The 26542-nt window shown below is 33.4% G+C and carries 27 protein-coding genes; 13 read left to right on the forward strand and 14 right to left on the reverse strand.

Annotated elements, in window-relative coordinates:
- The 3 genes from BUA73_RS00015 to BUA73_RS00025 all read right to left on the reverse strand — a co-directional run.
- The coding region (locus BUA73_RS00015) for an HTH domain-containing protein (RefSeq protein WP_341465296.1) at positions 1–244 on the reverse strand (244 nt) is incomplete at its 3' end.
- A 126-nt stretch (positions 245–370) separates the two neighbouring features.
- Positions 371–1462, reverse strand: coding sequence for a putative NPN-dependent ornithine cyclodeaminase (locus BUA73_RS00020; RefSeq protein ID WP_072900916.1), 1092 nt, complete (start codon positions 1460–1462; stop codon positions 371–373).
- Positions 1463–1479: 17 nt separating this feature from the next.
- Positions 1480–2658: an ornithine cyclodeaminase family domain gene (locus BUA73_RS00025; RefSeq protein WP_072900918.1), complete on the reverse strand. Its 1179-nt coding sequence runs from the start codon at positions 2656–2658 to the stop codon at positions 1480–1482.
- Positions 2659–3221: 563 nt separating this feature from the next.
- On the opposite strand from BUA73_RS00025, the gene BUA73_RS00030 reads away from it, so the two are divergent.
- The 3 genes from BUA73_RS00030 to BUA73_RS00040 all read left to right on the forward strand — a co-directional run bounded on the left by BUA73_RS00030 (position 3222) and on the right by BUA73_RS00040 (position 5534).
- Complete coding sequence (locus tag BUA73_RS00030) at positions 3222–4574, forward strand: MATE family efflux transporter (RefSeq protein WP_072900920.1); 1353 nt, start codon at positions 3222–3224, stop codon at positions 4572–4574.
- A 78-nt stretch (positions 4575–4652) separates the two neighbouring features.
- Positions 4653–5045, forward strand: coding sequence for a hypothetical protein (locus BUA73_RS00035; protein ID WP_072900922.1), 393 nt, complete (start codon positions 4653–4655; stop codon positions 5043–5045).
- 162 nt (positions 5046–5207) lie between these two features.
- Entirely contained in the window at positions 5208–5534 is a 327-nt protein-coding gene (locus BUA73_RS00040; protein WP_072900924.1) for a hypothetical protein, read from the forward strand.
- Between the two features lie 86 nt (positions 5535–5620).
- Here BUA73_RS00040 and BUA73_RS00045 read toward each other — a convergent pair whose 3' ends face one another.
- Positions 5621–6778 (reverse strand): DEAD/DEAH box helicase, encoded by a 1158-nt coding sequence (locus tag BUA73_RS00045; protein ID WP_072900926.1) that lies wholly within the window; start codon positions 6776–6778, stop codon positions 5621–5623.
- Positions 6779–7135: 357 nt separating this feature from the next.
- On the opposite strand from BUA73_RS00045, the gene BUA73_RS00050 reads away from it, so the two are divergent.
- From BUA73_RS00050 to BUA73_RS00060, 3 genes are all read left to right on the forward strand, one after another.
- Positions 7136–8005 (forward strand): hypothetical protein, encoded by an 870-nt coding sequence (locus BUA73_RS00050; RefSeq protein WP_072900928.1) that lies wholly within the window; start codon positions 7136–7138, stop codon positions 8003–8005.
- A gap of 161 nt (positions 8006–8166) precedes the next feature.
- The gene (gene epsC, locus BUA73_RS00055; protein ID WP_072900930.1) at positions 8167–8685 is read left to right on the forward strand and encodes a serine O-acetyltransferase EpsC; all 519 of its coding nucleotides are present in this window, start codon (positions 8167–8169) and stop codon (positions 8683–8685) included.
- Between the two features lie 289 nt (positions 8686–8974).
- A complete protein-coding gene (locus tag BUA73_RS00060) occupies positions 8975–9850 on the forward strand; it encodes a sigma-70 family RNA polymerase sigma factor (protein ID WP_072900932.1) in 876 nt (291 codons plus the stop codon).
- A gap of 48 nt (positions 9851–9898) precedes the next feature.
- Here BUA73_RS00060 and BUA73_RS00065 read toward each other — a convergent pair whose 3' ends face one another.
- The gene (locus tag BUA73_RS00065) at positions 9899–10624 is read right to left on the reverse strand and encodes an HAD-IB family hydrolase (RefSeq protein ID WP_072900934.1); all 726 of its coding nucleotides are present in this window, start codon (positions 10622–10624) and stop codon (positions 9899–9901) included.
- 163 nt (positions 10625–10787) lie between these two features.
- Here BUA73_RS00065 and BUA73_RS13965 point away from each other — a divergent pair, with 163 nt between their 5' ends.
- Entirely contained in the window at positions 10788–10940 is a 153-nt protein-coding gene (locus BUA73_RS13965; protein WP_178139193.1) for a hypothetical protein, read from the forward strand.
- An 80-nt stretch (positions 10941–11020) separates the two neighbouring features.
- On the opposite strand, the gene BUA73_RS00070 is transcribed toward BUA73_RS13965, so the two are convergent.
- On the reverse strand, positions 11021–11512 hold the full coding sequence (locus BUA73_RS00070) for a YajQ family cyclic di-GMP-binding protein (protein WP_072900937.1): 492 nt from the start codon (positions 11510–11512) through the stop codon (positions 11021–11023).
- Between the two features lie 205 nt (positions 11513–11717).
- On the opposite strand from BUA73_RS00070, the gene BUA73_RS00075 reads away from it, so the two are divergent.
- Genes BUA73_RS00075 through BUA73_RS00090 form a run of 4 tightly spaced genes read left to right on the forward strand, consistent with a single transcriptional unit; the run spans position 11718 to position 15390 of the window.
- Positions 11718–12767: an ABC transporter ATP-binding protein gene (locus BUA73_RS00075; RefSeq protein ID WP_072900939.1), complete on the forward strand. Its 1050-nt coding sequence runs from the start codon at positions 11718–11720 to the stop codon at positions 12765–12767.
- Positions 12768–13586, forward strand: coding sequence for an ABC transporter permease (locus BUA73_RS00080; protein ID WP_072900942.1), 819 nt, complete (start codon positions 12768–12770; stop codon positions 13584–13586).
- On the forward strand, positions 13580–14350 hold the full coding sequence (locus BUA73_RS00085; RefSeq protein WP_072900944.1) for an ABC transporter permease: 771 nt from the start codon (positions 13580–13582) through the stop codon (positions 14348–14350). Before BUA73_RS00080 ends, BUA73_RS00085 begins: the two co-directional genes overlap by 7 nt.
- Before the next feature lie 2 nt (positions 14351–14352).
- Entirely contained in the window at positions 14353–15390 is a 1038-nt protein-coding gene (locus BUA73_RS00090; protein WP_072900946.1) for an ABC transporter substrate-binding protein, read from the forward strand.
- A 68-nt stretch (positions 15391–15458) separates the two neighbouring features.
- On the opposite strand, the gene BUA73_RS00095 is transcribed toward BUA73_RS00090, so the two are convergent.
- Together BUA73_RS00095 and BUA73_RS00100 are read right to left on the reverse strand one after the other, a co-directional pair.
- The gene (locus BUA73_RS00095) at positions 15459–15893 is read right to left on the reverse strand and encodes a CBS domain-containing protein (protein ID WP_072900948.1); all 435 of its coding nucleotides are present in this window, start codon (positions 15891–15893) and stop codon (positions 15459–15461) included.
- Between the two features lie 83 nt (positions 15894–15976).
- The gene (locus tag BUA73_RS00100) at positions 15977–16183 is read right to left on the reverse strand and encodes a DUF378 domain-containing protein (RefSeq protein WP_072900950.1); all 207 of its coding nucleotides are present in this window, start codon (positions 16181–16183) and stop codon (positions 15977–15979) included.
- Positions 16184–16372: 189 nt separating this feature from the next.
- On the opposite strand from BUA73_RS00100, the gene purB reads away from it, so the two are divergent.
- Positions 16373–17803, forward strand: coding sequence for an adenylosuccinate lyase (gene purB, locus BUA73_RS00105; protein WP_072900952.1), 1431 nt, complete (start codon positions 16373–16375; stop codon positions 17801–17803).
- A gap of 117 nt (positions 17804–17920) precedes the next feature.
- A complete protein-coding gene (locus tag BUA73_RS00110; RefSeq protein ID WP_072901516.1) occupies positions 17921–18919 on the forward strand; it encodes a tyrosine recombinase XerC in 999 nt (332 codons plus the stop codon).
- 46 nt (positions 18920–18965) lie between these two features.
- Here BUA73_RS00110 and BUA73_RS00115 read toward each other — a convergent pair whose 3' ends face one another.
- From BUA73_RS00115 to mutS, 6 genes are all read right to left on the reverse strand, one after another.
- Positions 18966–19403 carry a hypothetical protein gene (locus BUA73_RS00115; protein ID WP_072900954.1) on the reverse strand — a complete coding sequence of 146 codons (438 nt, stop codon included), beginning with the start codon at positions 19401–19403 and terminating at the stop codon, positions 18966–18968.
- 30 nt (positions 19404–19433) lie between these two features.
- Positions 19434–20717, reverse strand: coding sequence for a methionine gamma-lyase family protein (locus BUA73_RS00120; RefSeq protein WP_072900956.1), 1284 nt, complete (start codon positions 20715–20717; stop codon positions 19434–19436).
- Between the two features lie 80 nt (positions 20718–20797).
- Positions 20798–21043 (reverse strand): RNA chaperone Hfq, encoded by a 246-nt coding sequence (gene hfq / locus BUA73_RS00125; protein ID WP_072900958.1) that lies wholly within the window; start codon positions 21041–21043, stop codon positions 20798–20800.
- 113 nt (positions 21044–21156) lie between these two features.
- A complete protein-coding gene (gene miaA / locus BUA73_RS00130) occupies positions 21157–22086 on the reverse strand; it encodes a tRNA (adenosine(37)-N6)-dimethylallyltransferase MiaA (RefSeq protein ID WP_072900960.1) in 930 nt (309 codons plus the stop codon).
- Positions 22087–22097: 11 nt separating this feature from the next.
- The gene (mutL, locus tag BUA73_RS00135) at positions 22098–23927 is read right to left on the reverse strand and encodes a DNA mismatch repair endonuclease MutL (RefSeq protein ID WP_072900962.1); all 1830 of its coding nucleotides are present in this window, start codon (positions 23925–23927) and stop codon (positions 22098–22100) included.
- Positions 23927–26542 carry a DNA mismatch repair protein MutS gene (gene mutS, locus BUA73_RS00140; protein WP_072900964.1) on the reverse strand — a complete coding sequence of 872 codons (2616 nt, stop codon included), beginning with the start codon at positions 26540–26542 and terminating at the stop codon, positions 23927–23929. Before mutS ends, mutL begins: the two co-directional genes overlap by 1 nt.

Raw genomic sequence — 26542 nt, forward strand, 5'->3', positions numbered from 1 at the left:
CATCTTTCTTAAAAGCAGCTCTCCAACGTTTTCCACAGGATTTAACTCGTTCTACTCCAAGAATATTTATATCAAAGCCAAACTCTTCAAATATTTCTCTTGGAAATTTCCCTTTTTCATACTCTGCAATAAAAATACTTTTAAATTCATCAGTATAAGTAATTGCTTTATTACTTACATTCTTAACATATTTATTTTTAGATAATATTTTAACTTCTTCTTTTGTAAATAGTTTATTACTCATTTGTATATTCTCCTAATGTTATTTATTCTATTATACACAAAAATACCCCATAGGTAGACTTTTTTATAATGTCTACTCTATAGGGTACATTTTATTATTTAAACACAGTGGTTTCTTTATAATTTATTATGTTAAAGCACGTCCAATATTCTTTATGAAGTCTTGAGAATTTGTTACAAGGGAGGTAGCAGTCAATGTACCTCTATCTGCCAATTTATTAACGGCAAATTCTTGTATGTCCACAGTATACATGTAGACTGGTCTTACAACTCCGTCAAACTCGTTATATGAAGGTGTCATGTTTCCAGTTGCTATTGTAAATAGGATTGTTGAAACCATGATTATAGTTGAAGTTTTTTTAGCGTGAACGCGCATTGCATTCTGAGCTTCATACACATTGTCATAAGTTCCTGGCAATGTAAATCTATCTCTTATGGTGCTTGCAAGTACAAAGGGCACATTGCATTCAACGAGAGCTTTCATTATACCATCTTTTACTTTTCCCGAACGTACATACTCTTCAATAGAGCCCGCTTCTCTTACGGCATTGATAGTTTCATAATAGTTGTCATATGTGTTCTGCTCTCTTTCGAAAGTTTCCTGTCCCCAGGTTGTACCAAAAGTTGCACACTCTAAATCGAAGGCAGCTAAGCTTGTACCACATAAAACAGCATTTACATATCCTTCTCTTATTAGTCTTGTAAGGGCATCTCTTGTGTCTGAATCTAAACTAATAGATGTACCAAGAACCCATGTAACGTATCCGTTATTTTCTTTTTCGTGTTTTAATATCTCGTATAATTGATCATAATCTATGGAAAACGCGGTTTCTCTTGAACGACCACTTCTAAAAGCGAAGGTATCAGCATCTTCAGCTTCTGTAACGAACCCTTGAGTGTACATATAGATTCCTTCACTGCCATCCTCAGTTCTTCCTATTACAACTTTGTCGCCTGCTTTTAGATTTCTAAATTCAACGATTCTTACGGATTCATTGCCTGGTTCATCATTTGCCACACAAACGGTGTCCATACGGCTCTCTGTAGCTAAAATCCATTTATCGTTTATTTTAAAGTATTCAGGGAATACTGATAGTGCATGATAGTTAAAAGGTGAAACTCCATCTTTTTTTACTTCTTCTAGCTTAACATTTGGAGCATTCTTCAAAAAATCTTGATTAAAATCTGGTGCCGTATATTTTGGTATATTTAATGACATAATAATCCTCCTAATAATTATAGTTTACATTCATGGTGCATACTTTCCTGATGCTCTGCTTTGTTTTCAACTTTTTCAGCCATATTTACTTCAGCTGGCTGCACAAGGAAATCATCTACAGGAGTTAGTAAGGCCTTTTGAACATTAACTACAAAGTCCTGAACATTAGTAACTAAAGTTCTTACTGCTATATTTTCTCTAGCCGCAGCTACCTTATTTACAACGTTTTCAGTGACATCTATGGAATACATAAATACAGGAGCAACAGTTCCATCATCCTTCACCCTATAGCTAGAAGCTAATTCTGCTGTAGAGACAGAGTGTAGCATGGTGGCAAGGCAGATAATAAGTGTTGCCTTATCAGTTTGCTCTTTAACAGCATCAAGACCTTGTGAAACACAATGATATACTTCTGGAAGAGGTCCGTCGTCTCTTATAGAACCTACTAAAACAAAAGGTATATCAAGTCTATTAAGAGTTTTAATAAAGCCGTCTTTTACATTGCCTTCACTTATAAATTTATCAATGGATCCAGCTGTTCTAACTGCATTTAACAAATCTAAGTGATTATAATGTCCCATTGGAACGGATTTTTGTGTGTATATATTTTGACCTAGAGCAGTGCCTAGATAACCACCTTCAAGGTCGTGAGTTGCCATGGCATTACCAGCAAGAAGAGCATTGACATATCCATTCTCGGCAAGTTGAGACAAACCAATTCTAGTGTCATAATCGAATACAACAGAAGGCCCTAGTACCCAAACTATATGACCATTGTTTTCTTTCTCATATCTCATTAAATCGAAAAGGAATTCATAGGATTCTGTATAAGAAGTTTCAACAGCTTTCCCATAAGGGCTTACCACAGAATCATCAAAACCTTCTTTGTAGTTAACAACTCCAGTGGAGCCGTCCTCTTCTTTTCCCATTACAACCATGTCTCCAACTTGAAGATTATTTAACTCTTTTATCTCAATAGTTTCATCTTTTAAAACGGCAACACAGTTTTGGCTGTTGTGTTTTGGAAGAATCCATTGACCTTTATGATGATAATAAGTTGGCATGTGAGATGTAAGATAAAATCCACTTGGAGCTACACCTGGTTTAACGACCTCCTTCAAAGTAATTTCTGCTGCATTGACAAACTTTTCTGTTGTAAAATCTGGTGGCGTAAACTTTGGTAATTCAAAACTCATAAAAATCCCCCTCATTAATATATGTATGTATTATAACGACTTCTACCCTTAGTTGGAGTTAAACTACACCTTAGCTAAGAAGTCTGTTTATATCGTGAAAATAATGAATTTAATTTCAATATTTTTTTACACATACATTATATCACGTTAATATTGAAAAAGAAGTTTAATTAAAACAAGTCTCAAAATATCAACTAATATGTACTTTCGAAAGCAAAGAAGTCCTACAAAAGCAGATAAGAAAATATTTACAAAAAGCAATATTGTATTGTGTTTACATACAAAATGTACTTGAAAAACATGGTCTAAGCCTTGTTGTATAAAGGGTTTAGAGGTTTTTAAGTGCATAATTATGAACTAATTATCTATTCCTTTGAAAACATATGCAAGAAGTTAAAAAACATAGATAACTCATTAATATATATGATTAATTTGAAAATTTATATTTGTATGTACTGATTTTATTGTGATATAATTGCCTTTAGCAGTTATGATAAAACCACTGCTTATTTTTATTTGGGAGGTGAAATAGGGGGAAACTAATAATGACATGAGGTGATAACGTGGGTAAATATGTAGCTTCTAAAGAATTTTATGGAAGGGTGTCTTCCATTGCTGTGCCATTGGCTCTTCAATCAGTCCTATCGTCCTGCATGGGAATAGTAGATTCTCTTATGGTATCTTGGATAGGCATGGTTAGTGCTGTGGGTACAGCTGCACAGGTAGAATCTATTTCAAATGGTGTGGCATTTGGTATAGTTAGTGGTGTTGGCATATTTTGTGCACAATTTTTCGGTGCCAAGGATAGCAAAAATCTAAAGAGAAGTTTCGGACTTTCTTTGATTTTGACTACATTCATTGGTCTGCTTTTTTTACTTGTGGCAGGTTTTTTTGGGCCACAAATTTTAAGATTCTATTTAAATGATGATAAAGTTATTTCATATGGAAATACATATCTTCAGATTGTCAAATATTCATATCTTCCATCCTTGCTTTGTTTTTCATTTAATTATGTGTATAGGGCTGTACATAAAGCTAAGATGTCCCTTATAATTAGCTTTGTCAGTATGATTACCAATTGCATATTTAACTATTTACTTATATTCGGGAAATTAGGTTTACCTAAAATGGGCGTAGGCGGGGCAGCATTAGCTACGGTTATGGCTCAAAGTTTAGGACTTATTATACACGTAATATACGCTTACAAAACAAAACAACCTTTTATAGGCACATTTAAAGAAATGTTTGGATTTGATATTAAATTTGTACGAGCAGTAATGAGAAAAGTATTTCCTCTTATTTTCAACGAGTTGCTATTTGGTTTCGGAAGCACATTATTCATCAAAGCTTTTGGTTCCCTTGGAACAAAGGCCATGGATGCGTATTATGTGGGAACAAAGATAAGCGAAGTGTTTTTCTTTGTAATCATGGGACTATCCAATGCCAATACGGTTATAACCGGACACACTCTAGGCAGCGGAGACATAAACAAGGCGAAAAAAGAAGGGGATTACTTTATAGGGATTGCTGGCTTTTTAGCTTTGATAATGTCTGTGGTCATTGTCATCTTTGCTAAACCTATGGTAATGCTATTCAATCTACAAGAACCAATAGCTTTTGCTTCTGCAGTTACCATTGTGAGGATATTTTCTCTTAAAATATCTCTAAGGCTTTTTATTGTCCTTGTATTTGGAGCTCTTAGAGCTGGGGGAGACAGCAAAGTCCTTACACTGCTAGATAGTGGTCTAATGTGGGCAATTGGCATCCCATTGGCCTTTTTATGTGTAAAGGTATTTAAAATACAAAGCATAGGCACTGTATTCATTATCATACAAGTTGAGCAAATTGTAAGGCTGGTTCTAGGCATGATAAGGTATAAGGGGTATAAATGGGCTGTTAATCTAACTAATATTTAAATTCCTTAAATATATAGACAAATGTGGCGTTTAGATATATAATACCAATTATCAACTGAATTGGTAGGGGTGATAAAAATGTATTGGCTGAGAAATTTCATGAGAGGAAGATATGGAGTAGACCAGTTTTCAAAATTTATACTGGCTGTTGGTATACTATTAGCTTTTATAGGGGCTTTATTTGGAAAATATGTTTTCAGTTTTTTGGCTAATGTAACCATGCTTTTCTTTATATATAGAACTCTTTCTAAAAACATTGGAAAAAGGCAACATGAAAACAATATTTTTATAAGCGTGTTTTCTCCGTTTCAAATGAAGTATTATAAGATGAAAAAAAGACTAACGGATTCTAAAACATATAAATACTTCAAATGCCCCAACTGCAAACAGCAACTTAGGGTGCCAAGAGGTAAGGGCAGTTTAACAATAACTTGTCCAAAATGTAAAGAAAAATTTGATAAGAAGAGTTAAATAAGAACCGCAGACGAGAGCAATTATATTTCGTCTACGGTTCTTTTGTCTATGAAAATTAAACTACAATAATATATGTGTGGTGTTCTAAGTTAAATTATTGAATACGTAAACAATTCAATGTATACTAAATATAGTAATATAGCTGGAGGGGAATTTGAAATGAATAAAAAGAAAATGGCATTAATAACTGTGATTGCAATAACAATAATAGCATCTATATCTTTTGTGGCCATAAGAAACACTAAAAACAACAATGCTGAAAAAGAGCGTATAGCCCTGGCAGAATCGGATAAGTTAAAGAAAGAACAAGAGAAAAAAGAAGAAACTAAAAACAATAATGCAAATACAAATGAAAACGGAAATATGTATAACCTTGACAACACAGGCACAAAGGTGACTAAAGATGAGTTAGACTTAAGCAATGAAGAAAAGGCTATGTTAGATAATCCAGAGGCAATGGAGTGGTTTAGAAATAACAATAAATAAAGTATTAGAGCTAATGATTAAATGTCATTAGCTCTTACAATTTCAAGGGGTGGTAGAATGATAAAATGTAGGCAACTTTTTTTAAATTAGTTTTTCTTTCTATTGTCTACAACTTGAAATTTACCGTTATGAAGTACTACTTCAGTAAAGTCTACGTGGAGCATCTTTTGGATTTTCTTAAGGTCAGCTAATTCGTGAGGGGATACTATGGAGATGCAGGTACCCATGTTATTTCCTCTAGCAGTTCTTCCGGATCTATGTATGTATTCATTAGCAGACTTCGGCATGTCTAAGTTGAAAATGTGAGTCACGTTGTATATATCCATACCTCTAGCACTAATATCAGAAGCTACTAATATATTGATTTTGCCATTTCTAAAACTTTCCATAGCTTGCTTCCTCTTTTCCTTATCCACATTGCCGCTGAGTACAAAGGTAGTTTTATTGTGGTAATTTAACTTCATAGCTATATTGTCTAAATCATATTTGCTGTTAGAAAACACTATAGATTTATCTGCATTGGCGGCATTTAAAGCTTTCTTCAATGTCTCAAACTTTTGATTTTGATTACATACTACGTAGTAATTTGTTATATTTGGATTTATAGAGGCTTTGCTGTCTATTTTTATGAATTCATAGCTTTCAAGGAATTGTGACACTGTATCTAAAGTATTTTTCTTTATGGTGGCAGAAAAACACATTATTTGTCTATCGCGCATGGTAGCCTTAACTATATTTTTTATTATATCTGTAGATGAACCTGTAAGAAGTCTGTCAGCTTCATCTATTATGATGGTTTTTACTGTGTGACAAGCTATTTTCTTTTTCCTTATAAGATCGAGAACCCTTCCCGGTGTTCCTACTATTATATGAGGCTTAAGTTCCTTTAATTTTTTTATCTGTCTTTCTATATTTACCTCTCCAATTATAGGGGTAGAAGTACATGAAACTCCTGAGTTTTCTGCTAAGAGGGTTATTTGTGATTCTATCTGCATTACTAGCTCGTGAGTAGGGGCTAATATAATAGCTTGGTTTTCGCGACGGCTACAATCTACTTTGCAAAACAAGGGCAAAAGGTAAGCCAAGGTTTTTCCGCTGCCTGTGTAGGATTCGGCCACAATATTCTTGTTTTCCATGGCTACTGGTATAACACTGGATTGTATTTCTGTTGGAACGTCTATATTTTGCTTCTTTAGGCCCTCTATAAAATCTTTATTTAAATTCAGTTCTTCAAATGTATTCAAATTAGTAATCTCCTTCCGCTTTTTATCATAGCTAATATTATATCATACTTTATATTTTTTATCTCTTTTTTTACTTTGATGTCTTGCTTCCACTTTTTCATGGCTTATTTTTATGTTTTTATATATTATAACCTTACACTAGACATAACAATAGTTATATCTAGTGTAAAAATTTTAAGATAAATTAGTGTAAACATCGCCTTAAAAAGTAAACAGATGTATACATATAATTTTAATGTGTAAACATTAAGTTTACACAAGTTTACTTTACAAACAGACCCAGTGTAATGTATACTTAAAAGTAGAGAGCTTTAAACAGATTAGACATAAGATAAAGTGTTGAAAGGAAGGCTAAGGATGAGTGATACAATATTTAGCGTAAGAATAGATGAGGAAATAAAGAATGCATTTACCAATATGGCCAAGGAAGCTGGAATTAACAATAAAGAATTTATGGAACAGCTTATAAGCCTGTATAATTTAAACAGAGTCACAATGAATTCCGTTATAGACACTGAAAGCGATATAAGTGAATTGCAGAATATAAGCAGAAGGATGGTTGATATATTTTCAAATTTAATCGCAAAAATGGATTTAACGGTGAATGAATGCAAAAGAAACAAAGAGGACATAATAGCTCAAAGTGAAAAACTAAAGGAACATCACAAAGAAGAATTGAAGGAAGCAGAAGAAAAAGCATCTCAACTTAAACATACCATAGAAGAATTGAGAAAAGAAAATGATAATCTAAAAAAACAAATTGAAAATAACCATGAAAATAGCGCTAGTATAAAATCGCTAAATAAAATGCAAGAAGAAAAACTGTTAGAATTAGAGGGCAAACTTATGGAGGATGAGAAACAATTAGAAAGTATGGAGCTTATGAAGAAAAGATGGGAAGCCTTAAAAGGGGAAAATGATGAATTAAAAAATATAGTAGAAAACTATAGAATAAATGTGGAAGAGTTGAATAAAAAAATTCAGGTTCTAAATAAAGAAAATGCAGATATGAGCCAGCAATTTGAGGAAAACTATAATAATAAATTGTCTTTAGCCATTGAAAAAGTTGAATTGAATAAGAATAGAGAGATTTTGCAACTTAAGGAAGATAAGTACAACGAATTGCTTAGAATACAGAAGGAATACAGTGAGAAAATTTTGTCTTTAACAGAGGAAAATAGACTATATCAGGAAACTATAAGAAAAATCACTGAAAAAGCAAAATAATTATTTACACATTTCTAAAACTTTGATATAATCATACTAGATTAATAGGTAATAATATATAACTAAAAGTTATATATTATTTTTTTAAATCAATTCATAGTAAACTGATAGGAATAATCAAATATAGTTGTCTTGGCAAACTGAAGGAGGAATCATATAAAATGATAAAAGGGCTAATTTACGATTTAGAAAATGCAACTAAAAAAGATCCAGCAGCAAAAAATAAATTAGAAGTTTTTCTATTATACCCATTTATTCACGCTCTTATTGTATATAGAATAGCACACTTTCTATATACAAAGAAGCTGTTCTTTTTATCTAGATTGTTATCACAGATATCAAGATTTTTTACTGGCATAGAGATCCACCCTGGAGCTGTAATCGGACGAGGTTTATTTATAGACCATGGATTTGGCGTGGTAATTGGGGAAACTACAGTTATAGGTGACAATGTTACTTTATTTCAAGGTGTAACTTTAGGCGGTACAGGCAAAGACAAAGGTAAGCGTCATCCAACTCTTGGAGACAATATAATAGTTGGTTGTGGGGCCAAGGTTTTGGGCCCAATAAATATAGGTAATAATGTTAAAGTAGGTGCCAATTCTGTTGTGTTAAAGGATGTACCTCCAGATTGCACTGTGGTTGGAATTCCGGGGAGAATTGTTAGAAAAAACGCTTAAATATGCAGTGTTTTTTAAAAAATATGATTTATTTACAAAAGCAAAATGCAGGAATTAATTTAAGTCATGCATTTATGCTTTTGTTTTTCATGCAAGGAGTTTTCATCTAGATATGCTTAAGTTGTAAAGAAACTTATCATAGAAAGGGAAATAGAATCATAAATTATTTACAACAAGTTAACAAATATGATGGGTTAATGTGATAAAATATTCATAAAATATAAAATTAATAGTATCATTCAGCTTGAATGTCGGCATAAATAAAAATATAATATTTGGGGGAATATTTATGTATCAGGAAATGCCTGCAAGTGATTTTGCTGATTGCTTTCAATATAACAAACATCTACCTATTGGTGATAAAGGAATTGATCTTGAAAGGTTTAAACAGTGTAGCAATGAAGAATTGAGTAATTTTTATAAACAGGGTCACAAAGAAGTTCTTGAAATATTGATTGCAAAAAACAAAAAATTAGTTTACAGTAGGGTGCTTAAATATTTGCATTTGTACAATAACGATCTGACTATGGAGGATCTTATGCAAAATGCTTATATGGGCTTTATGGAAGCTGTTGAAAGGTATGATCCGTCTAAAAATACTAAGCTATCCACTTATAGTGTCTGTTGGATTGACAAGGAGATATTAAAAGCCATATTCGATTTAGGTTTTTCCATAAGGATTCCCTACCACAGATTTGAGCTAATACAAAAAGTGTGGAGAGCGTGGACTAACAATGAGAAAATATCCAATATGGATATAAAATCCATGGCGGATGAGATAAATGTGAAAAGCGACAAATTAAATGATGCAATTTATATAATGGGCAACTTAATTAATGTAACTTCTCTTAACAATACCATAAATTGCGAAGACAACACTGAGTTTATGGAATTGATTCCCGAGGATTGTGATAAATGCCCGGAAAATATGTACGACATAAAAGAGCTGAGAAATGTAATAAACTATATCTTAAGTTTCTTATCAAAGAGAGAACAAACTGTCTTGAAATTGAGATATGGTTTTGAAAATGATAAATGTGAAACTCTTGAAAATATTGGGAAAAAATTAGGCATAAGCAAAGAAAGGGTAAGGCAGATTGAAAATTCTGCTTTAAGGAAAATACGTTGCTGCGAAGACATTTCAATGCTAAACGATTTTTCTTAGGAGATATAGAAAAGGCGAGCACATACTTTGAGGTGCTTGCCTTTATTTTTAAAATTCTATATTTTGCGGTGAGAGGTTGTATACTACATCTTTTCTCTCTACAATAATTTTTATTTTGTTTCTTATCATATCGTCATCCATGATCTTCATAAGCAATTCCTTTGTGGGATTTATAGCTACAGGATTTCCAACCATGTGCATCATGGTGTAGTCTCCGGAAGTATCACCATAGGAATAGGAGTTTGTAAGGTCTAAATTGTATTTTTCCTTAAATGTATTTATGGCCTTATTTTTGCTTACACTATCCCACATTGGCGTTATGTTCCCAGTGTATTTATCCTGTTGTTTCTCATAAATACTGCCAATATAATCATCAAATCCGTATTTTTCACACATGTTTTTTACTAATTCAATGGGTGAACCAGATATGGCAATAACCTTATGATTATTTTTTTTATGATAAGATATTCTGTCTCGAGTATAGGTATAGACCCTATCACCTTTTTGATCTACTACAAGCTTTGCGATAAACTCTACCTGTGATTCGTGTAGACCTTTTATTGCTTCTGTGTATATTTCAGCCATTTTTAAAAGATAGTTATCATAATTGCCTTGGCGTTTATCCCATTTTACGTAATAGGGTTTAACTTCATTGTACCACCTAGAAGGTTGTATTATTTCGCTTTTTATAAGTTTTTTGAAAACCTCTGTTATCAGTCCTTCTCTGTAAAGAGTTCCGTCAATATCAAAAAAGGCTGCTATTTGTTTATTCATATTTTTCACCTACCTTTATTTTATAGTTTGTTTCACAAGTACATATTTTAAACATTATAATTTATTTTTATCATGTAATCAATACAAATGTAAATATAATGTGTGGTATAATTATTTTATCTGTATAACTTATGATGGATGATATAATTGGAGGATTTACGGTATGGAAAAGGAAGTATTAGAAAAAATGAAGAAGTTGATTGAGGAAAAAAAGAAGAAAAGCAATCAGGGCAATTTGCCAAGACCAGAAAAAACAATTGGTCATGCTGCCAAGGGCAAAAGAAATAAGAAAACAGGTGGAGTGTTCGATAAATAAGAGAGTACATACTAGTAGTTTAGATTAAAAGCTGAAGTTCAAAGTTGACTTCAGCTTTTAGCTTTTAAATCCATATAATTTTATCTAAAGTTTATAAATTGTAAAGCGATACCGTAGTCTTTTCCTTTTAGAAGGGCTATGGTTTCTTGAAGTAAATCTTTATCTTTGCCTTGAACCCTTACTTGATTATCCATGATCTGCGCTTGAACTTTTAATTTACTCTCTTTAATATCTGCAACGATAAGTTTTGCTTTATCTTTTGATATTCCCTTTATAATTTTTGCAGTCTGTCTCTTTGTACCCATGGCTGCATCTTCTGACTTGCCGTACTCAAGAGCTTTTACAGATATACCTCTCTTAATAAGTTTCCCATCAAGTATTTCCTTCATGGCATTGAGCTTGTAATCGTCTTGACCATGTACTTTTATTTCGTTTTCGCTTCTTTCAATTTCAGCTGTGCAATCCTTGAAATCGTATCTGCTTAAAATTTCTTTTTTCGCCTGATTGATGGCATTGTCTACCTCTTGCAAATCCACGTCAGAAACTACATCAAATGAATAATTGCTTGCCATATTTTCACCTCATCTATTCAATTTTCTATGGTTTTATGGTATAATACAAAATTGCATACGCCTTTTCTATATACACCTACCTTATTGATTATACCAAATAATTTGCATAATAACCATATGATTTAAAACAAATGCTGAATACAAAAACATCTAAAGGATAAACTATTAGTAGTTTTTAGAAGATAATTTAGGAGGGAGATGTAATATGTCCAATGATATATTAGAGCTTTGTAATATCAAAAAAAGTTATGGGAATGTGGATATTTTAAAAGATATTAGCTTTACAGTAAAAAAGAACGAGTTTTTAACATTGCTTGGCCCTAGTGGTTGTGGTAAAACTACCACCCTTCGAATTATAGGAGGATTTGAGTATGCAGATGGAGGGCAACTTGTTTTTAATGGTGAAAGTATAAACAGTATTCCGCCATATAAAAGAAATATAAATACAGTATTTCAAAAGTATGCATTGTTTAATCATATGAACATTTACGAAAATATAGCTTTTGGCCTTAAGTTGAAGAAGTTAAAAAAGAGTGTGATAGATGAAAAAGTAAGCCAAATGCTTAAAATGGTGAATCTTGAAGGGTTTGAAAAGAGAAAGGTATCTTCCCTTAGTGGAGGCCAGCAACAGAGGATTGCCATAGCTAGAGCACTAGTAAATGAGCCTCAGGTTTTACTATTGGACGAACCTTTAGGAGCTCTGGACTTAAAGCTTCGAAAAGAGATGCAAAGAGAACTAAAAAACATGCAACAACAGCTTGGCATTACTTTTATATATGTAACTCACGATCAAGAAGAGGCACTTACCATGTCAGATAAAATCATAGTAATGGATAGGGGAGAAATACAGCAAATGGGCTCACCAGTTGATATATACAATGAGCCTAACAATTCATTTGTAGCTAGATTTATAGGTGAATCTAACATTGTAAAGGGTCATATGGAAAAAGATTATAAAGTAAACTTTTCTAAAGTGGACTTTAAATGCGTAGATCCTATTCCTAATGGGGTAAGGGATGTACTTGTAGTTGTAAGGCCAGAGGATATAAAAATTGTGCCAGCGGAAAAAGGTATGATTAGAGCAAAGGTTCAGTCTGTTACTTTTAAAGGCGTTCATTATGAACTAATAGCAAAAGAGGAACAAAGTCAAACTGATTGGCTGATACACACCACTATGTATGTAGGGGAAGATTCTGTTATAGGTTTGAATATTTTTGAAAATGATATTCACATAATGGAAGGGGATGAATTGTAGATGAAGAAGTTCACGTCATTTCCTTATTTAATATGGCTTTTTCTTTTTATTGTATTTCCAATTGGGGCTATTCTTTACTACAGTTTTACCATAGATATCTCCAATCCCACATTTACACTAGAGCACTACAAAAGATTTTTAAGCCCTATTTATATGGAGATCATGTATAACTCCCTATTACTAGCTTTGAAAGCTACCTTTATATGTTTTCTTTTAGGGTATCCCATGGCTTATATAATTTGTGGTCTAAAGGAAAAACATAAAAACACACTTTTGATATTATTAATGCTACCTATGTGGATGAACTTTTTGCTTAGAACATATGCGTGGATATCCTTATTGGGCAAGAATGGGCCAATAAGTGCCATCTTATCATTATTTGGATTTAATAATGTAAGACTTCTATATACGGAGACTGCAGTATTAATCGGCATGGTGTACAATTACCTGCCATTTATGATTCTGCCTATATTTACTAGTTTGAATAATATGGATAAAAGTCTTATTGAGGCAGCCTATGATTTAGGTGCCACCAAAATAAAGGCCTTTCTTTTGGTGATTTTCCCTATGAGTATAAAGGGTGTAATCTCAGGCATTACCATGGTATTTATGCCCTGTGTCACAACTTTTGTGATTTCAAAATTACTAGGTGGGGGAAAGTACATGCTAATAGGAAATTTAATAGAACAGCAGTACCTAACTTTGTACGATTGGAACTTTGGTTCAGCAATTTCCATAGCTATTATTTTAATGATTGTGTTAATCATTGCCCTTGTACCTAAAAATGACAAAAGTAAAGGTGGGGGAGTGTTATGGTAAAAAAATATTTAAAAGCTTCATACATGGTTTTAATTTACTTTTTCTTATATGCACCTATACTTTTTCTCATGGTGTATTCATTTAACAACTCTAAGGGCAGAATGGGGTGGAGTGGTTTTACTTTAAAGTGGTATTATGAATTATTTCAAGATACTGAGCTTATGAAATCTCTTTACTATACTCTTGTTTTAGGAATTATGGCTTCCTTTTTTTCTACGGTGCTTGGCACTCTGGGAGCAATTGGTATATACAAAACTTCATCTTTTAAAGAGTCTTTGTTTTTGAATTTGAATTATCTACCGGTGCTCAATGCTGATATAGTAACTGCTGTAAGTCTAATGTTACTTTTCAATATTTTGCAGATAGAGAAGGGCTTTTTCACTTTGCTCTTGTCTCACATTACTTTTTGTACACCTTATGTGGTTTTGGCAGTATTGCCTAGATTAAAACAACTACCCGACAATACCATTGAAGCGGCATTAGACTTAGGTGCAACTCCTTTCTATACTCTTACAAAAGTTATTATACCTCAAATTTACGATGGTATTTTTTCAGCGGCACTTATTTCATTTACTTTATCTATAGACGATTTTGTCATCAGCTTCTTCAATACTGGTTCTGGAGTATCAAATTTATCTATAAATATATTCTCCATGGCTAGAAGGGGAATACATCCAAAAATAAATGCCCTTTGTACTTTGATTTTTTTAATCCTTGTTATGTCGCTTTTCATAGTAAATAAGAAAATGTGGAGGGAAAAGTGATTATGAGAAAAAGAGTTTTATTTGTACTTATGATTATAATTAGTTCCATGTTTTTTGTATCATGTAACCATAGGGAGAATACCCTCAATATATACAACTGGGGGGATTACATAGATATGAATCTTTTAGATGAGTTCTCCAAAAAGTACAATGTAAAGGTAAGTTACAATGAATTTGGCACAAATGAGGAGATGTATGTAAAGCTAAAACATTCTAGAGGTCAATGCGATGTTACAGTGCCCTCTGATTATATGATTTCAAAGCTTATAAACGAAAGTATGCTAGAACCTTTAAACTATGACAATATACCCAACTTTAAGGAGATAGATGATAGTTTTAAGGATCTGGATTTTGACAAGAAAAATATCTACTCTGTGCCTTACATGTGGGGAACTGTGGGTATAATATACAACAAGAGTTTAATTAAAGATGAAATCAATTCTTGGGATGATTTGTGGAATGAAAAATATGCAGGAGAAATTTTGATGATGGATAGTCAAAGGGATTCCATGGCAGTTGCATTAAAAAAATTAGGTTATTCCATAAATTCTGTTGATGAAAAAGAGCTTATGGAAGCTGGTAAGTTATTGATTGCCCAAAAACCATTGGTATTGGCCTATACTGGTGATGAAGTAAAGGATCTTATGATTGGAGGAGAGGCAGCCATGGCTGTGGTATACTCCGGTGATGCCATGGTGATGATAGAAGAAAACCAGGATTTATGTTATGTAGTTCCAAAAGAGGGTACGAATCTTTGGTTTGACAATTTAGTAATCCCTAAGGATGCGAAAAACAAAGAGTTAGCAGAGAAATTTATTAATTTCATCATTGGAAGAGAAGCCGCAAAGCGCAACTGTGAATATATAGGATATTCTACTCCAAATAAATATACAAAGGAAATGTTAGATGAGGACACAAGAAATAATCCTATAGCATATCCAGAGCAAAGTGTCATTGATAAAGCACAGGTTTTTGTGGACCTTAAGGAAAACATAAAGCTATATGATAGGATCTGGACTGACGTAAAAATACACAAATAAATGTGTGCATGATATGAATAATTTAGAAAGGAAAACTGCTGCATATAGTTAAATATACAGCAGTTTTTTTATGCCATGCTTTTTTTTTGTTTCATTGTACAAAAACAGTAGTTTATAATAGAGCTTCTTGTGATAATCCCTATAAAAACATTGTCGTCGTCCACTACAGGGACGAAGTTTTGACATATTGACATGGAGATAAGGTTCTCCATATCTGAGTTAATTCTAACTGGTGAATTTTTTCTAAACCTTGGTACTTGACTCATTTGTATGGTTTTCATTTTATCATTTAAATCGGTAGAGTCATCTGAATTCATTAAATCTCTTAAATACCATAGCACATCTCCTTCGCTAATGGAGTCGATGTACCTTCCCTTACCATCGATAATAGGGATGGAAGTGAATTTATGTTCTTTTAGAATTTCTAAGCCGTCTTCTAAGGTATCGCTATCTTTTAAATACACAACCTCTAGTTTTGGTTTAATAAAAAAAGCAATGTTCAATATTATACCTCCTTCAAGCAATGTATATCTATATTTTAACATACTTAAAGAAGTTATACTACTTACAAATTAATGACAATATGTTATTCTGTTTGGGTCTTAAGTATGAAAAATATTAAGTTTAGTCCTGCAAGGCCAACTATGGTGTATATGGTTCTACTTATAAATGGAACAGCTTTGAAAAGAGCGTCTACTATATTAACTCCAACGACTCCATATAAACCCCATATAACAGCGCCTATTAAAACAAGTACAATGGATATCTTGTCTATGGTCTTTAGCTTAAACATGTTAATCCCTCCTTTTTAAATGCCAATTAATATATTATATAGTTAATATATTGGAAGGGGAGGGCATTTATGACTGTAGATAAAAGTTTTTCAGAACACGAACATAAATATTAACTATTTTATTTATATATGCTATAATAATGAATGAATAAACTTATATTAGATTTTTCATACGGATGGAGGATAAAAATGAGAGATAAATATAACAACCCTTTGAATTCAAGATACGCTTCATTGGAGATGTCTAAAATATTTTCTGAAGAAACTAAGTTTAAAACTTGGAGAAGGTTGTGGCTTGCACTGGCAGAATCTGAAAAGGAATTAGGCCTTAATATATCAGATCAGCAGATTGAAGAGCTTAGAAATAACCTAGATAACATCAACTTTGAGGATGCTGAGAAAAAGGAGAAGGAAATAAGACACGATGTTATGAGCCATGTTTATGCATATGGATTGCAGTGTCCTAATGCAAAGAAAATTATTCATCTTGGTGCAACTTCTTGTTTTGTTGGTGACAATACAGATCTTATAGTAATGAGAGAAGCATTGCTTCTTATAAAGAAGAAACTTGTTACTGTTATGGCTTCCCTAAAGGATTTTGCTATAAAATACAAAGATATGCCTACCCTAGGCTTCACCCACTTCCAACCTGCCCAACTAACCACGGTGGGGAAGAGGGCTACACTTTGGTTAGAAGAACTTGTGCTTGATATGGAGAATCTTGATTTTGTCATAGGCAACTTAAAGCTTAGAGGAGTAAAAGGAACTACTGGAACTCAAGCTAGTTTTATGGATCTATTTAATGGAGACCATGATAAAATAAAAAAACTTGATAAAATGGTAGCAGAAAAGATGGGCTTCAAAGATATATATCCTGTTACAGGGCAAACCTACTCAAGAAAAGTGGATTCAATAGTGTTAAATACTTTATCAGAAATAGCTCAGAGTGCTTATAAATTCAGCAATGATTTAAGACTTTTGCAAAACATGAAAGAAATGGAAGAACCTTTTGAAAAAAATCAGATTGGTTCGTCTGCCATGGCATACAAGAGAAATCCAATGAGATCTGAGAGAATGGGATCCCTTTGCAGGTACATTATTATTGATGCCTTAAACCCAGCTATAACTGCTGGAACACAGTGGTTTGAGAGAACACTTGATGACTCTGCAAACAAGAGAATATCAGTACCAGAAGCTTTTTTAGCTCTTGATGGAGTATTAAATCTTTATATAAACATAACTGAAAATATGGTTGTATATCCTAAGGTAATCGAATCCCATGTAAAGCGTGAATTGCCATTTATGGCCACTGAAAACATAATGATGGAGTCCGTAAAAAAAGGTGGCGACAGACAAGAGTTGCACGAAAGAATAAGGATTCATTCCATGGAAGCTGCAAGACAGGTAAAGGAACTAGGTCTTGAAAACGATTTGATAAATAGAATTATTGCTGATCCTACATTTAATATGTCCAGTGAAGAAATACTCCATATAATAGATGCAAAAAAATTCACAGGAAGAGCTCCAGAGCAAGTTGTGGATTTTATAAATGACTATGTTCAGCCAATACTAGATGCCAATAAAGATTCTATGGGCATAAAATCAGAAGTAAATTGTTAATTATGATTTTTGATAAATTTAAAGGGAGGTAAACTCCCCTAAGGTGATAACAATAATGTCGTGAAATACAAATTTCACGACATTATTCTATATGAAAATAAGGGAAGTGATATATTAATGGATTTCAAAGAAAATTTTCCAAAAACAATTTCTGACTTTTTAAATTATTGTTTAGCTGTAAAAGGCCTCTCACCTAACACAGTTAAAGGATATGCCTCTGATTTAAAACTGTTTTCTTTGTACTTGCTTTCAATAAACGAAAACAGTGAGAACGAAAATAAAGATAAAAACGAAGAAAAAAATCAAAGTAAATTAGATCAATTTAAGGATGAATACTTAACTAATGCTACCATTGAAATACTAGTTGATTTTCTCTCTTATACTCAGATTGAATTAGATAATAGCGCCTACGCCCGCGCGAGAAAAATATCTTGTTTAAAGGCATTTTTCACATATCTTTGCGACATAAAAAAAATAATAACTGTAAACCCTACTCATCACCTCCCTATTCCCAAAGTGCCTAAAAGAAATCCAGTGTACCTCACCCTTGAAGAAAGCAAGCGACTTCTTGATACTGTTGAAAAAATGGGAGGAAAAAATAAGGAACGAGATTATTGCATTGTGAGCATTTTTTTGAATTGTGGTTTAAGACTTTCGGAATTGTGCTCTATAGATAGAAATAAAATTGTAGATGATACTTTAAGAGTCATAGGTAAAGGCAATAAGGAACGTGTAGTTTATCTTAATAAAGCAGTAATGCAAGCTTTAAACAAATACTTGCCTTTAAGAGAAGCTCAAGACAGTACTTTACCCCAAGAGCTGAAAAATGTACTATTTATTTCTAGCAAAAAGATGAGAATATCAGAGCGTACTGTGGAGAGAATGGTAAAAAAATATGCAAAGCTTGCTGGTCTTGACTACGATAAATTAACCCCACACAAATTGCGTCATACTGCTGCCACTCTTATGTATAAGTACGGCAATGTAGATGTAAGATCCATACAAGATATCTTGGGCCACGAAAGTATATCCACCACTGAGATCTATACCCACATTGATGAGGAGAATTTAAGAGAAGCAGTTTATGCTAATCCATTAAATGAAGATATTGAGTAAAAAAAGTGCAGAGGGATTTTACCTTTGCACTTTTTTACTTTTATTTTTATTTGCGTATAAGGAGTCCAGGGTATTTTTCCTCATAGGCGTTGTTGTAGTCCTCATAGCTTAAGTCTTCTGCTAAGTCATCCACGTCATCTATAAAACACCATTGGCCTTCTCTATTTAATACATCCTCTTGGTCGCTATCCATTTCTTCTTCAGAGTCTAATAAATAGCTTAAATCAGAAAAAGGTTGAAAGTCACCGATTTCTTCCTCAGATAAATCATCTTCATCATTCAGATTTTCTAATGCCTCTATATTTAAATCGTCATCTTGTGATATAGAGCTTTCAGCGTGATTTTGAGCTTCAACACTGTCTATTTTTATACTTATCTCTTTTTTACAGTCACCATTTAATATTTCACCGCAATTGTTGCACATCAATACTCCATCCACGTCAACTATATCTAAGCTGTGGCATTTATGGCATTTTTCAATCATAAATTTATTCTCCTTAAGTAAATGTTTTGCTTATTTTATATTTAATATCCTATCTAGTGCTATCAGTATACCAATTTTAGCGTGATCGAAGGTCAAGCCACCTTGTAGATAAGCTATATATGGCTCACGAATTGGGGCGTCAGCAGAAAGCTCTATGGAGGCACCTTGTATAAATGCACCTGCTGCCATTATAACCTCATCTTCGTATCCTGGCATCTCCCAAGGTTCACATTCAACAAAGGAATCAATAGGTGAACCTTTTTGTATCCCTTTGCAAAATTGAATAAGCTTTTCTTTATCGTTAAATTTTATAGCTTGAATTATGTCACTGCGTTTTTCATTGAATTTAGGCAAAACTTCAAAGCCTGCTAGCTCCATTATTCTAGCACAGAAAATGGCACCTTTCACTGATTCCATGGTAACATGAGGAGCTAAGAAAAGTCCTTCATATAAACTTCTCATAACGCCAAAGGTGGAGCCACACTCTCCCCCTATACCAGGTACTGTCAATCTATACGAGGAGTTTTCAACATACTGTTTTTTACCCACGATGTATCCACCTGTAGGAGCAATACCACCACCTATATTTTTTATAAGGGAACCTGCCATAAGGTCTGCACCTACTTCAGTTGCTTCTCTTGTCTCTACAAACTCACCATAACAATTGTCTACAAAGCAAATTATATCTTTAGAGATTTCTTTCACCTTATTTATAATATGCCCAATTTCTTCGACATTTAAACAATTCCTCCACCCATATCCTGTGGATCTCTGAATATGTACTAATTTAATAGAAGTATCTTCTTTTATACTTTTTACTACTTCATCTATATCAATTTTATTGTTTTTTAAATTTACAAGTTTATAATTTACACCGTATTCTTTAAGACTTCCCATTCCATTGCCAGTGAGTCCTATTATACCGTGCAAGGTATCATAGGGTAGCCCACATACTGAAAGCATTGTATCCCCTGGTCGTAAATTTCCGAACAATGCAGTTCCAAGAGCATGGGTTCCGTTGACAAAGTGGGGTCTTACTAGAGCAGCTTCACATTTAAATATCCTTGCGTACATCAAATCTAGAGTATCTCTTCCAATATCCCCGTAACCATAACCTGTGGAATTAGTGAAGTGCATTTCACTGATCCTTTCCTCTTTAAAGGCCTCAAGGACTTTTAATTGATTGTACTCTCTTATTTCGTTAAGTTCTTTAAAAACAGGCTCAACATCTTTGATGGCTTGCCTATATAATTCCATTGTATTATTATTAATGCTATAAGCACATTTTAGTAAATCCATAGTATCTTTTAACATTTTAAATCTCCTCTTCTTCCGTTTTCTACAATAGTATAATATTATATTTTTTCTTTTAAAGCAATAAAGAATAGGAATTCCTATTCTTTATCTGATAGCTGTGAATTATATAATATAGGCTTTTGCGGAGTAATAGATAATATTCCATGCTTATATATCATAATCTGTTCGCCATTGGACTCCAAAACTACAGTATAACTATCAAAACCTGTTACGAGACCTTTAAGCTGAAATCCGTTTAGCAAACGAATGTTTACAGTTAATTTGCTTTTTCTTGCATTATTCAAAAAAATATCTTGTAAATTATTAATCTGTTTAGTTGCCAAAAAACTCACCTCCTGTAGAAAATTATATTGATATTATATATTTTAAAATTCTATGTGAATCATAAATATCCTTTATATTTCTAAAATATAATGAAACTATTTGAAAGCATATATTAAATAGTAGCTCTATGGCATATATACGAAGATATGTCTTCATTGGAAAGAAAATTGTCTTTATTTATCCATTGTACTCTTTTATCTTTTCTAAACCAAGTGAGCTGACGTTTTGCATAATTGCGACTGCCCTTTTTTATTTCATATATAGCTTCATCCAGGGTTAAAATGCCCTTAAAGTAAAGGATTATCTCTTTGTATCCTATACCCTTCATAGACTGCATATTTTCATTTAAACCACTATTAATGAGGTACTCTACCTCCTTTAAAAGGCCTTTTTTTATCATAAGATCAACGCGAGCATTTATTCTATTGTACAGAGCTTCTCTATCCATTGTCAAAACGAAGTAATCAATTTGGTAAGGAATGTCATACACATCAACTTCACTATTTACCTCTCCGATGGTCTTACCAGTTGTCTTATACACTTCTAAAGCCCTTATTATTCTCTTACTATCTTTAAGGCTTAGCCTTTCATAAGACTCTATATCGACTTCTTTTAGCATATTGTAAATGTACTCATTGCCCTTTTCTTCTGCCAAGGCTTTTAGCTCTTCCCTGTACTCGTCATCTCTTGTGCTATTTGCAAAATTATAGTTATATATAAGGGAATCTATATAAAGTCCCGTTCCACCGGTGATTATAGGCAGTTTTCCTCTTTGAGTTATGTCCTCTATAAGATTTTTTGCCATACTGGAAAACTCTGAAACTGAAAACTCACTTTTGGGGTCTACAAAGTCAATTAAATGATGTGGTATTCCCTGCATCTCTTCTTTTGTAATCTTCGCAGAACCTATATCCATGTGTTTATATATCTGCATGGAGTCCGCAGATATAATTTCCCCATTTAGCTTCTTGGCTACATCTATTGATATATCAGTCTTGCCTACCGCTGTAGGGCCTGAAATTATTAGAATTTTTGTTTTCATATCTATCCTCTTTACTGTATTCGTTTAAACATTTTTTCTATATCTGTAAGTGTAAATTTAATTATAGTTGGTCTACCGTGAGGGCACCTAAAGGGATCATTTATAAATCGCAACTCATCTATGAGAAATTCCATTTCCTCAAATGAAAGTTCATTGTTAGCCTTAACTGCAGATTTACACGCTATAGTTGCAATTTTATTATAGTTTACTTCAGCTTGTGAACCACTTCCCATGGTCTTTAAGTTTTCAATGATACTGAAAAAGGTCTTTTTACAATTCACCTCTCCCAGTAAAAGTGGAAATTCTCTAATGCTAAGGGTTGTATCTCCAAAGGGTTCAATTTTAAAGCCCATATCAGTAAAAATAGATACATTTTCTTCATAAGTAGCGTACTCTGAAGGGGAAAGTTCACATAAAACTGGCACTAAAACTATTTGACTTATAACTTTATGCTTTGAAATTTGATTTATATACTTTTCAAACATGATTTTTTCATGGGCAGCATGTTGGTCAATAAGGTATAGCTGCCCAAAAGCCTCGCCTATTATATAGGTATTGTTGTACTGCCCTATGATTTTTAATTTTGGAAACTTTGCTTGCAAAATCTCCATAGGAATGTTTGTTTCAGTTTTACTATTAACGTAATTATAATTCTGTTCCTCTTTAACTTCATGGTTGCTTTCAATAACAGGGGCCTTATAAGCTCTTTCCTGAAGCTTTTGTATAGAATTAAAGTTTGTATCCTTATCCACATACTCAATAAAGTTCTTTTGCTCATGTACTGGTTTTTCAACAATCTTATGATTTTCATCATTGTGATCATTTTCAAAATCTATATTAAAGCTTTCCTTTAAGTTATCTCTTAAAGCACTGTGCACAGAGTCAAAAACCAATTTATAAATCATTTTGTCATCTCTTATTTTTACTTCAGATTTTGAGGGATGCACATTTACATCTATTAATTCAGGGTAAATCTCTAGAAAAATAGTAAAAAAGGGATATTTATTGATGGTCAAAAATGATTTAAAGGCATTTTCCACTGCTACAGATATAAGTTGGTTTTTCACCAATCTTTTGTTTATAAAAATAGTTTGACGGCTTCTACTTCCCCTACTAACTTTATCATTGCCAATATAACCGTAAACCGTGGCAATATCATTGTGGCCTTCAAAATAATAAGAATTTTCATAGACCTCTTTGCCATACAAAACTCGTATGTTTTCTAAAAGATCCCCAGAGCCAGATGTTGAATACACTTTTTTATTGTTATTAAAGTAGGTGAAGCCTATATGGCTGTTACATAAGGCCATCTTCAACACCATTTCTGAGATTACCGCTGCTTCTCGGTTTGATGACTTTAGGAATTTCTGCCTAGCTGGAACATTAAAGAATAAATTTCTAACTTCAAATATGGTGCCTGGTGCACAACCAATTTCTTTAAAGCAAGTGCACTGTCCGGCATCCATTTTTATTTCATGTCCACTCATACTATCCTGTGATCTACTCTGAACCACTACATTGGAAATGGATGCTATACTTGGCAGAGCCTCACCACGAAATCCTAAGGAGGATATACTGTAAATATCCTCTATGGAGCATATCTTACTCGTAGCGTGAGGCAAAAAAGCAAGTTTTAGATCTTCTTCATCCATACCCATGCCGTCATCCTTTATGAAAATCAAATCTTGTCCGCCGTCTTCTATTCTAATTTCTATGTTTTTAGAATTGGCATCGATGCTATTTTCAATCAGTTCTTTCACAACAGAAGCTGGTCTTTCCACCACTTCTCCCGCCGCTATCTTATTTGAGGTTTCTTTAGATAATAAATTTATTTTGCTCATTATATATTATCAATCCTTTTTGCTTTTTCTATAAGCTCATGTAGCTTTTGAAAGCCTTCCCACGGAGACATCTTCAAAATATCTGTATTTTTCAACTCATCAACAACATTATTTTCTTCAATTGACTGAAAACTCAATTGTTGTATGTTTCTATTACTGTTTGATTTGGCCTTTTTTTCTTCACGAAGTAATGGCATTTTCTCATGGACCTTTGTATTATTCTTTAAGGAGCCGAGAATCTCTGAGGCTCTAGTTGTTACCTCAACTGGTAGCCCTGCAAGTTTGGCAACTTCTATGCCATAGGATTCATCTGTGCCACCCTTTATGATCTTTCTAAGGAATACAACTTCGTTTTCCACCTTCTTTACGGCAATAGAATAGTTTTTCACACCCTTGATTTTATCTTCAAGTTCGATTAGTTCATGATAATGGGTAGCAAAGAGAGTTTTGCATCTAAGAGAAGAGTTGTTGCACATAAACTCTATTACTGCCCAAGCTATACTGAGACCATCGTGAGTACTGGTTCCTCTTCCTACTTCGTCAAGTATTACTAAACTATTAGGCGTAGCATTTTTCAGTATGTTGGAAACTTCCCACATCTCCACCATAAAGGTGCTTTTACCAGAAGCCAGATCATCGGAAGCACCTATCCTAGTAAATATTCTATCACACACAGATACGTTAGCACTATAACAAGGCACAAAACTGCCTATTTGAGCCATGAGAGTTATCAAAGCTACTTGCCTCATATAAGTGGATTTCCCTGCCATATTTGGCCCCGTTATAATCAAAAGTTGATTGTCATCTGTATCAACATAGGTGTCATTTTCCACAAAGGTAGAATTCTTCATACTGTTTTCTACCACTGGGTGACGGCCACCTTTTATATCTATTATACCATCGTTGTTAATGACAGGTTTAACATAGGAGTTTTCCTTTGCAACAGTGCAAAGAGAGCTTATGCAGTCTAATTCTGAGATTACAAGTGCTGCTTTTTGAAGTCTGCATATTTCCTTCTCCACAGCATCTCTTATCTGTACAAAAAGCTCGTACTCAAGAGAAATCAATCGCTCCTCTGCACCAAGAATTTTTGCTTCCATTTCTTTTAGTTCAGGGGTAATGTATCTTTCCCCATTGCTAAGGGTTTGCTTTCTAATATATCTGTCCTCTGGTACAGAGGCTAGATTAGTTTTGGTTACCTCTATATAATAACCAAAGACCTTGTTATAGCCAACTTTCAAGGATTTTATCCCTGTGGCCTCTTTTTCCTGCAACTCTAGATTTGAGATCCATTCCTTTCCATGAGCTTTGGCGTATCTAAGAGAATCTACCTCTTCGTTGTAGCCCTGTTTTATAATAGAACCATCTTTAAGGGACATGGGAGCCTCTTCACATATAGAATGGTAGATTAACTCATAAATATCATCTAAACAATCTAATTCTTCACCAAATTTCTTTAATATACCATCTTGGAAACTCATTAGAATTTTCTTTATAGCAGGTAGTTTCCCTATGGAATTTCTAAGAGAAAGCAATTCCTTGCCATTGACACTTTTAGAGCTAATTTTGCCCACTAATCGCTCAATATCATATATACCCTTTAGGGAGTCCTTTAAATCCTCATGGGCAAAAGGGTTTTCCATAAGGCCTTCAATTCCCTCTTGACGCTTTAAAATTGCACAGGTATTTAACAATGGCTGTTCTATCCACTTTCTTAGGCGGCGAGCCCCCATGGCAGTTGAAGTTTTGTCTAAGACCCAAAGAAGTGTTCCTCTTTTTCCTTTTTCTCTAATATTTTCTGTAAGCTCCAAATTTAATCTTGAATTATTGTCTATTATCATATAATCAACAATTTCATAATAATCCGCAGAAATAATATTTGACATAGCCGTTTTCTGAGTATAATTAATGTATCTTAAAAGTAAATTTACAGAACTAATGAGAGATTTGTCTTGGTTTTTAGGACAATTATTTATTGATATATCCTTGGGAACCGTATCAGAATAATCACTGTCATAAGGTATAAATGTTATGGCAGAAGGAAATCTATCCTCTATAATTTTTATTAATTCTGGATTAGCATCCTCAAATAATAAAATCTCTGAGGGGTTAAACTTGCTTATTTCATCTATGATTTGGTGAATTGGTATACTTCCACTGGTGCAATAAAACTCACCAGTGGATATATCAGCTGCACTTATGCCAGTACGGACTCCATCTCTCATATCAATGCTCATAAGGAAATTATTTTTACCATCCTCTAGAAAATTTGAATCCAAATACGTACCCGGAGTTACAATCTTAATTACATCTCTTTTTACAATACCTTTAGCAAGGGATGGGTCTTCCATTTGTTCGCATATGGCAACCTTATAACCTCGAGAAACTAGTTTTCCTATGTAGTTATTGGCTGCGTGATACGGTATACCGCACATTGGAGCACGATTTTCCAGACCGCAATCTCTGCCAGTCAAGACCAATTCAAGTTCTTTTGAGGCTATTTCTGCATCTTCGAAAAACATTTCGTAAAAGTCACCTAATCTAAAAAATAAGATGCAGTCCTTACAATTCTCTTTCACATTCATGTATTGCCTCATCATTGGAGTTAATGACAA

Source organism: Hathewaya proteolytica DSM 3090 (genome assembly GCF_900142225.1).
Taxonomy (GTDB): Bacteria; Bacillota; Clostridia; order Clostridiales; family Clostridiaceae; genus Hathewaya; species Hathewaya proteolytica.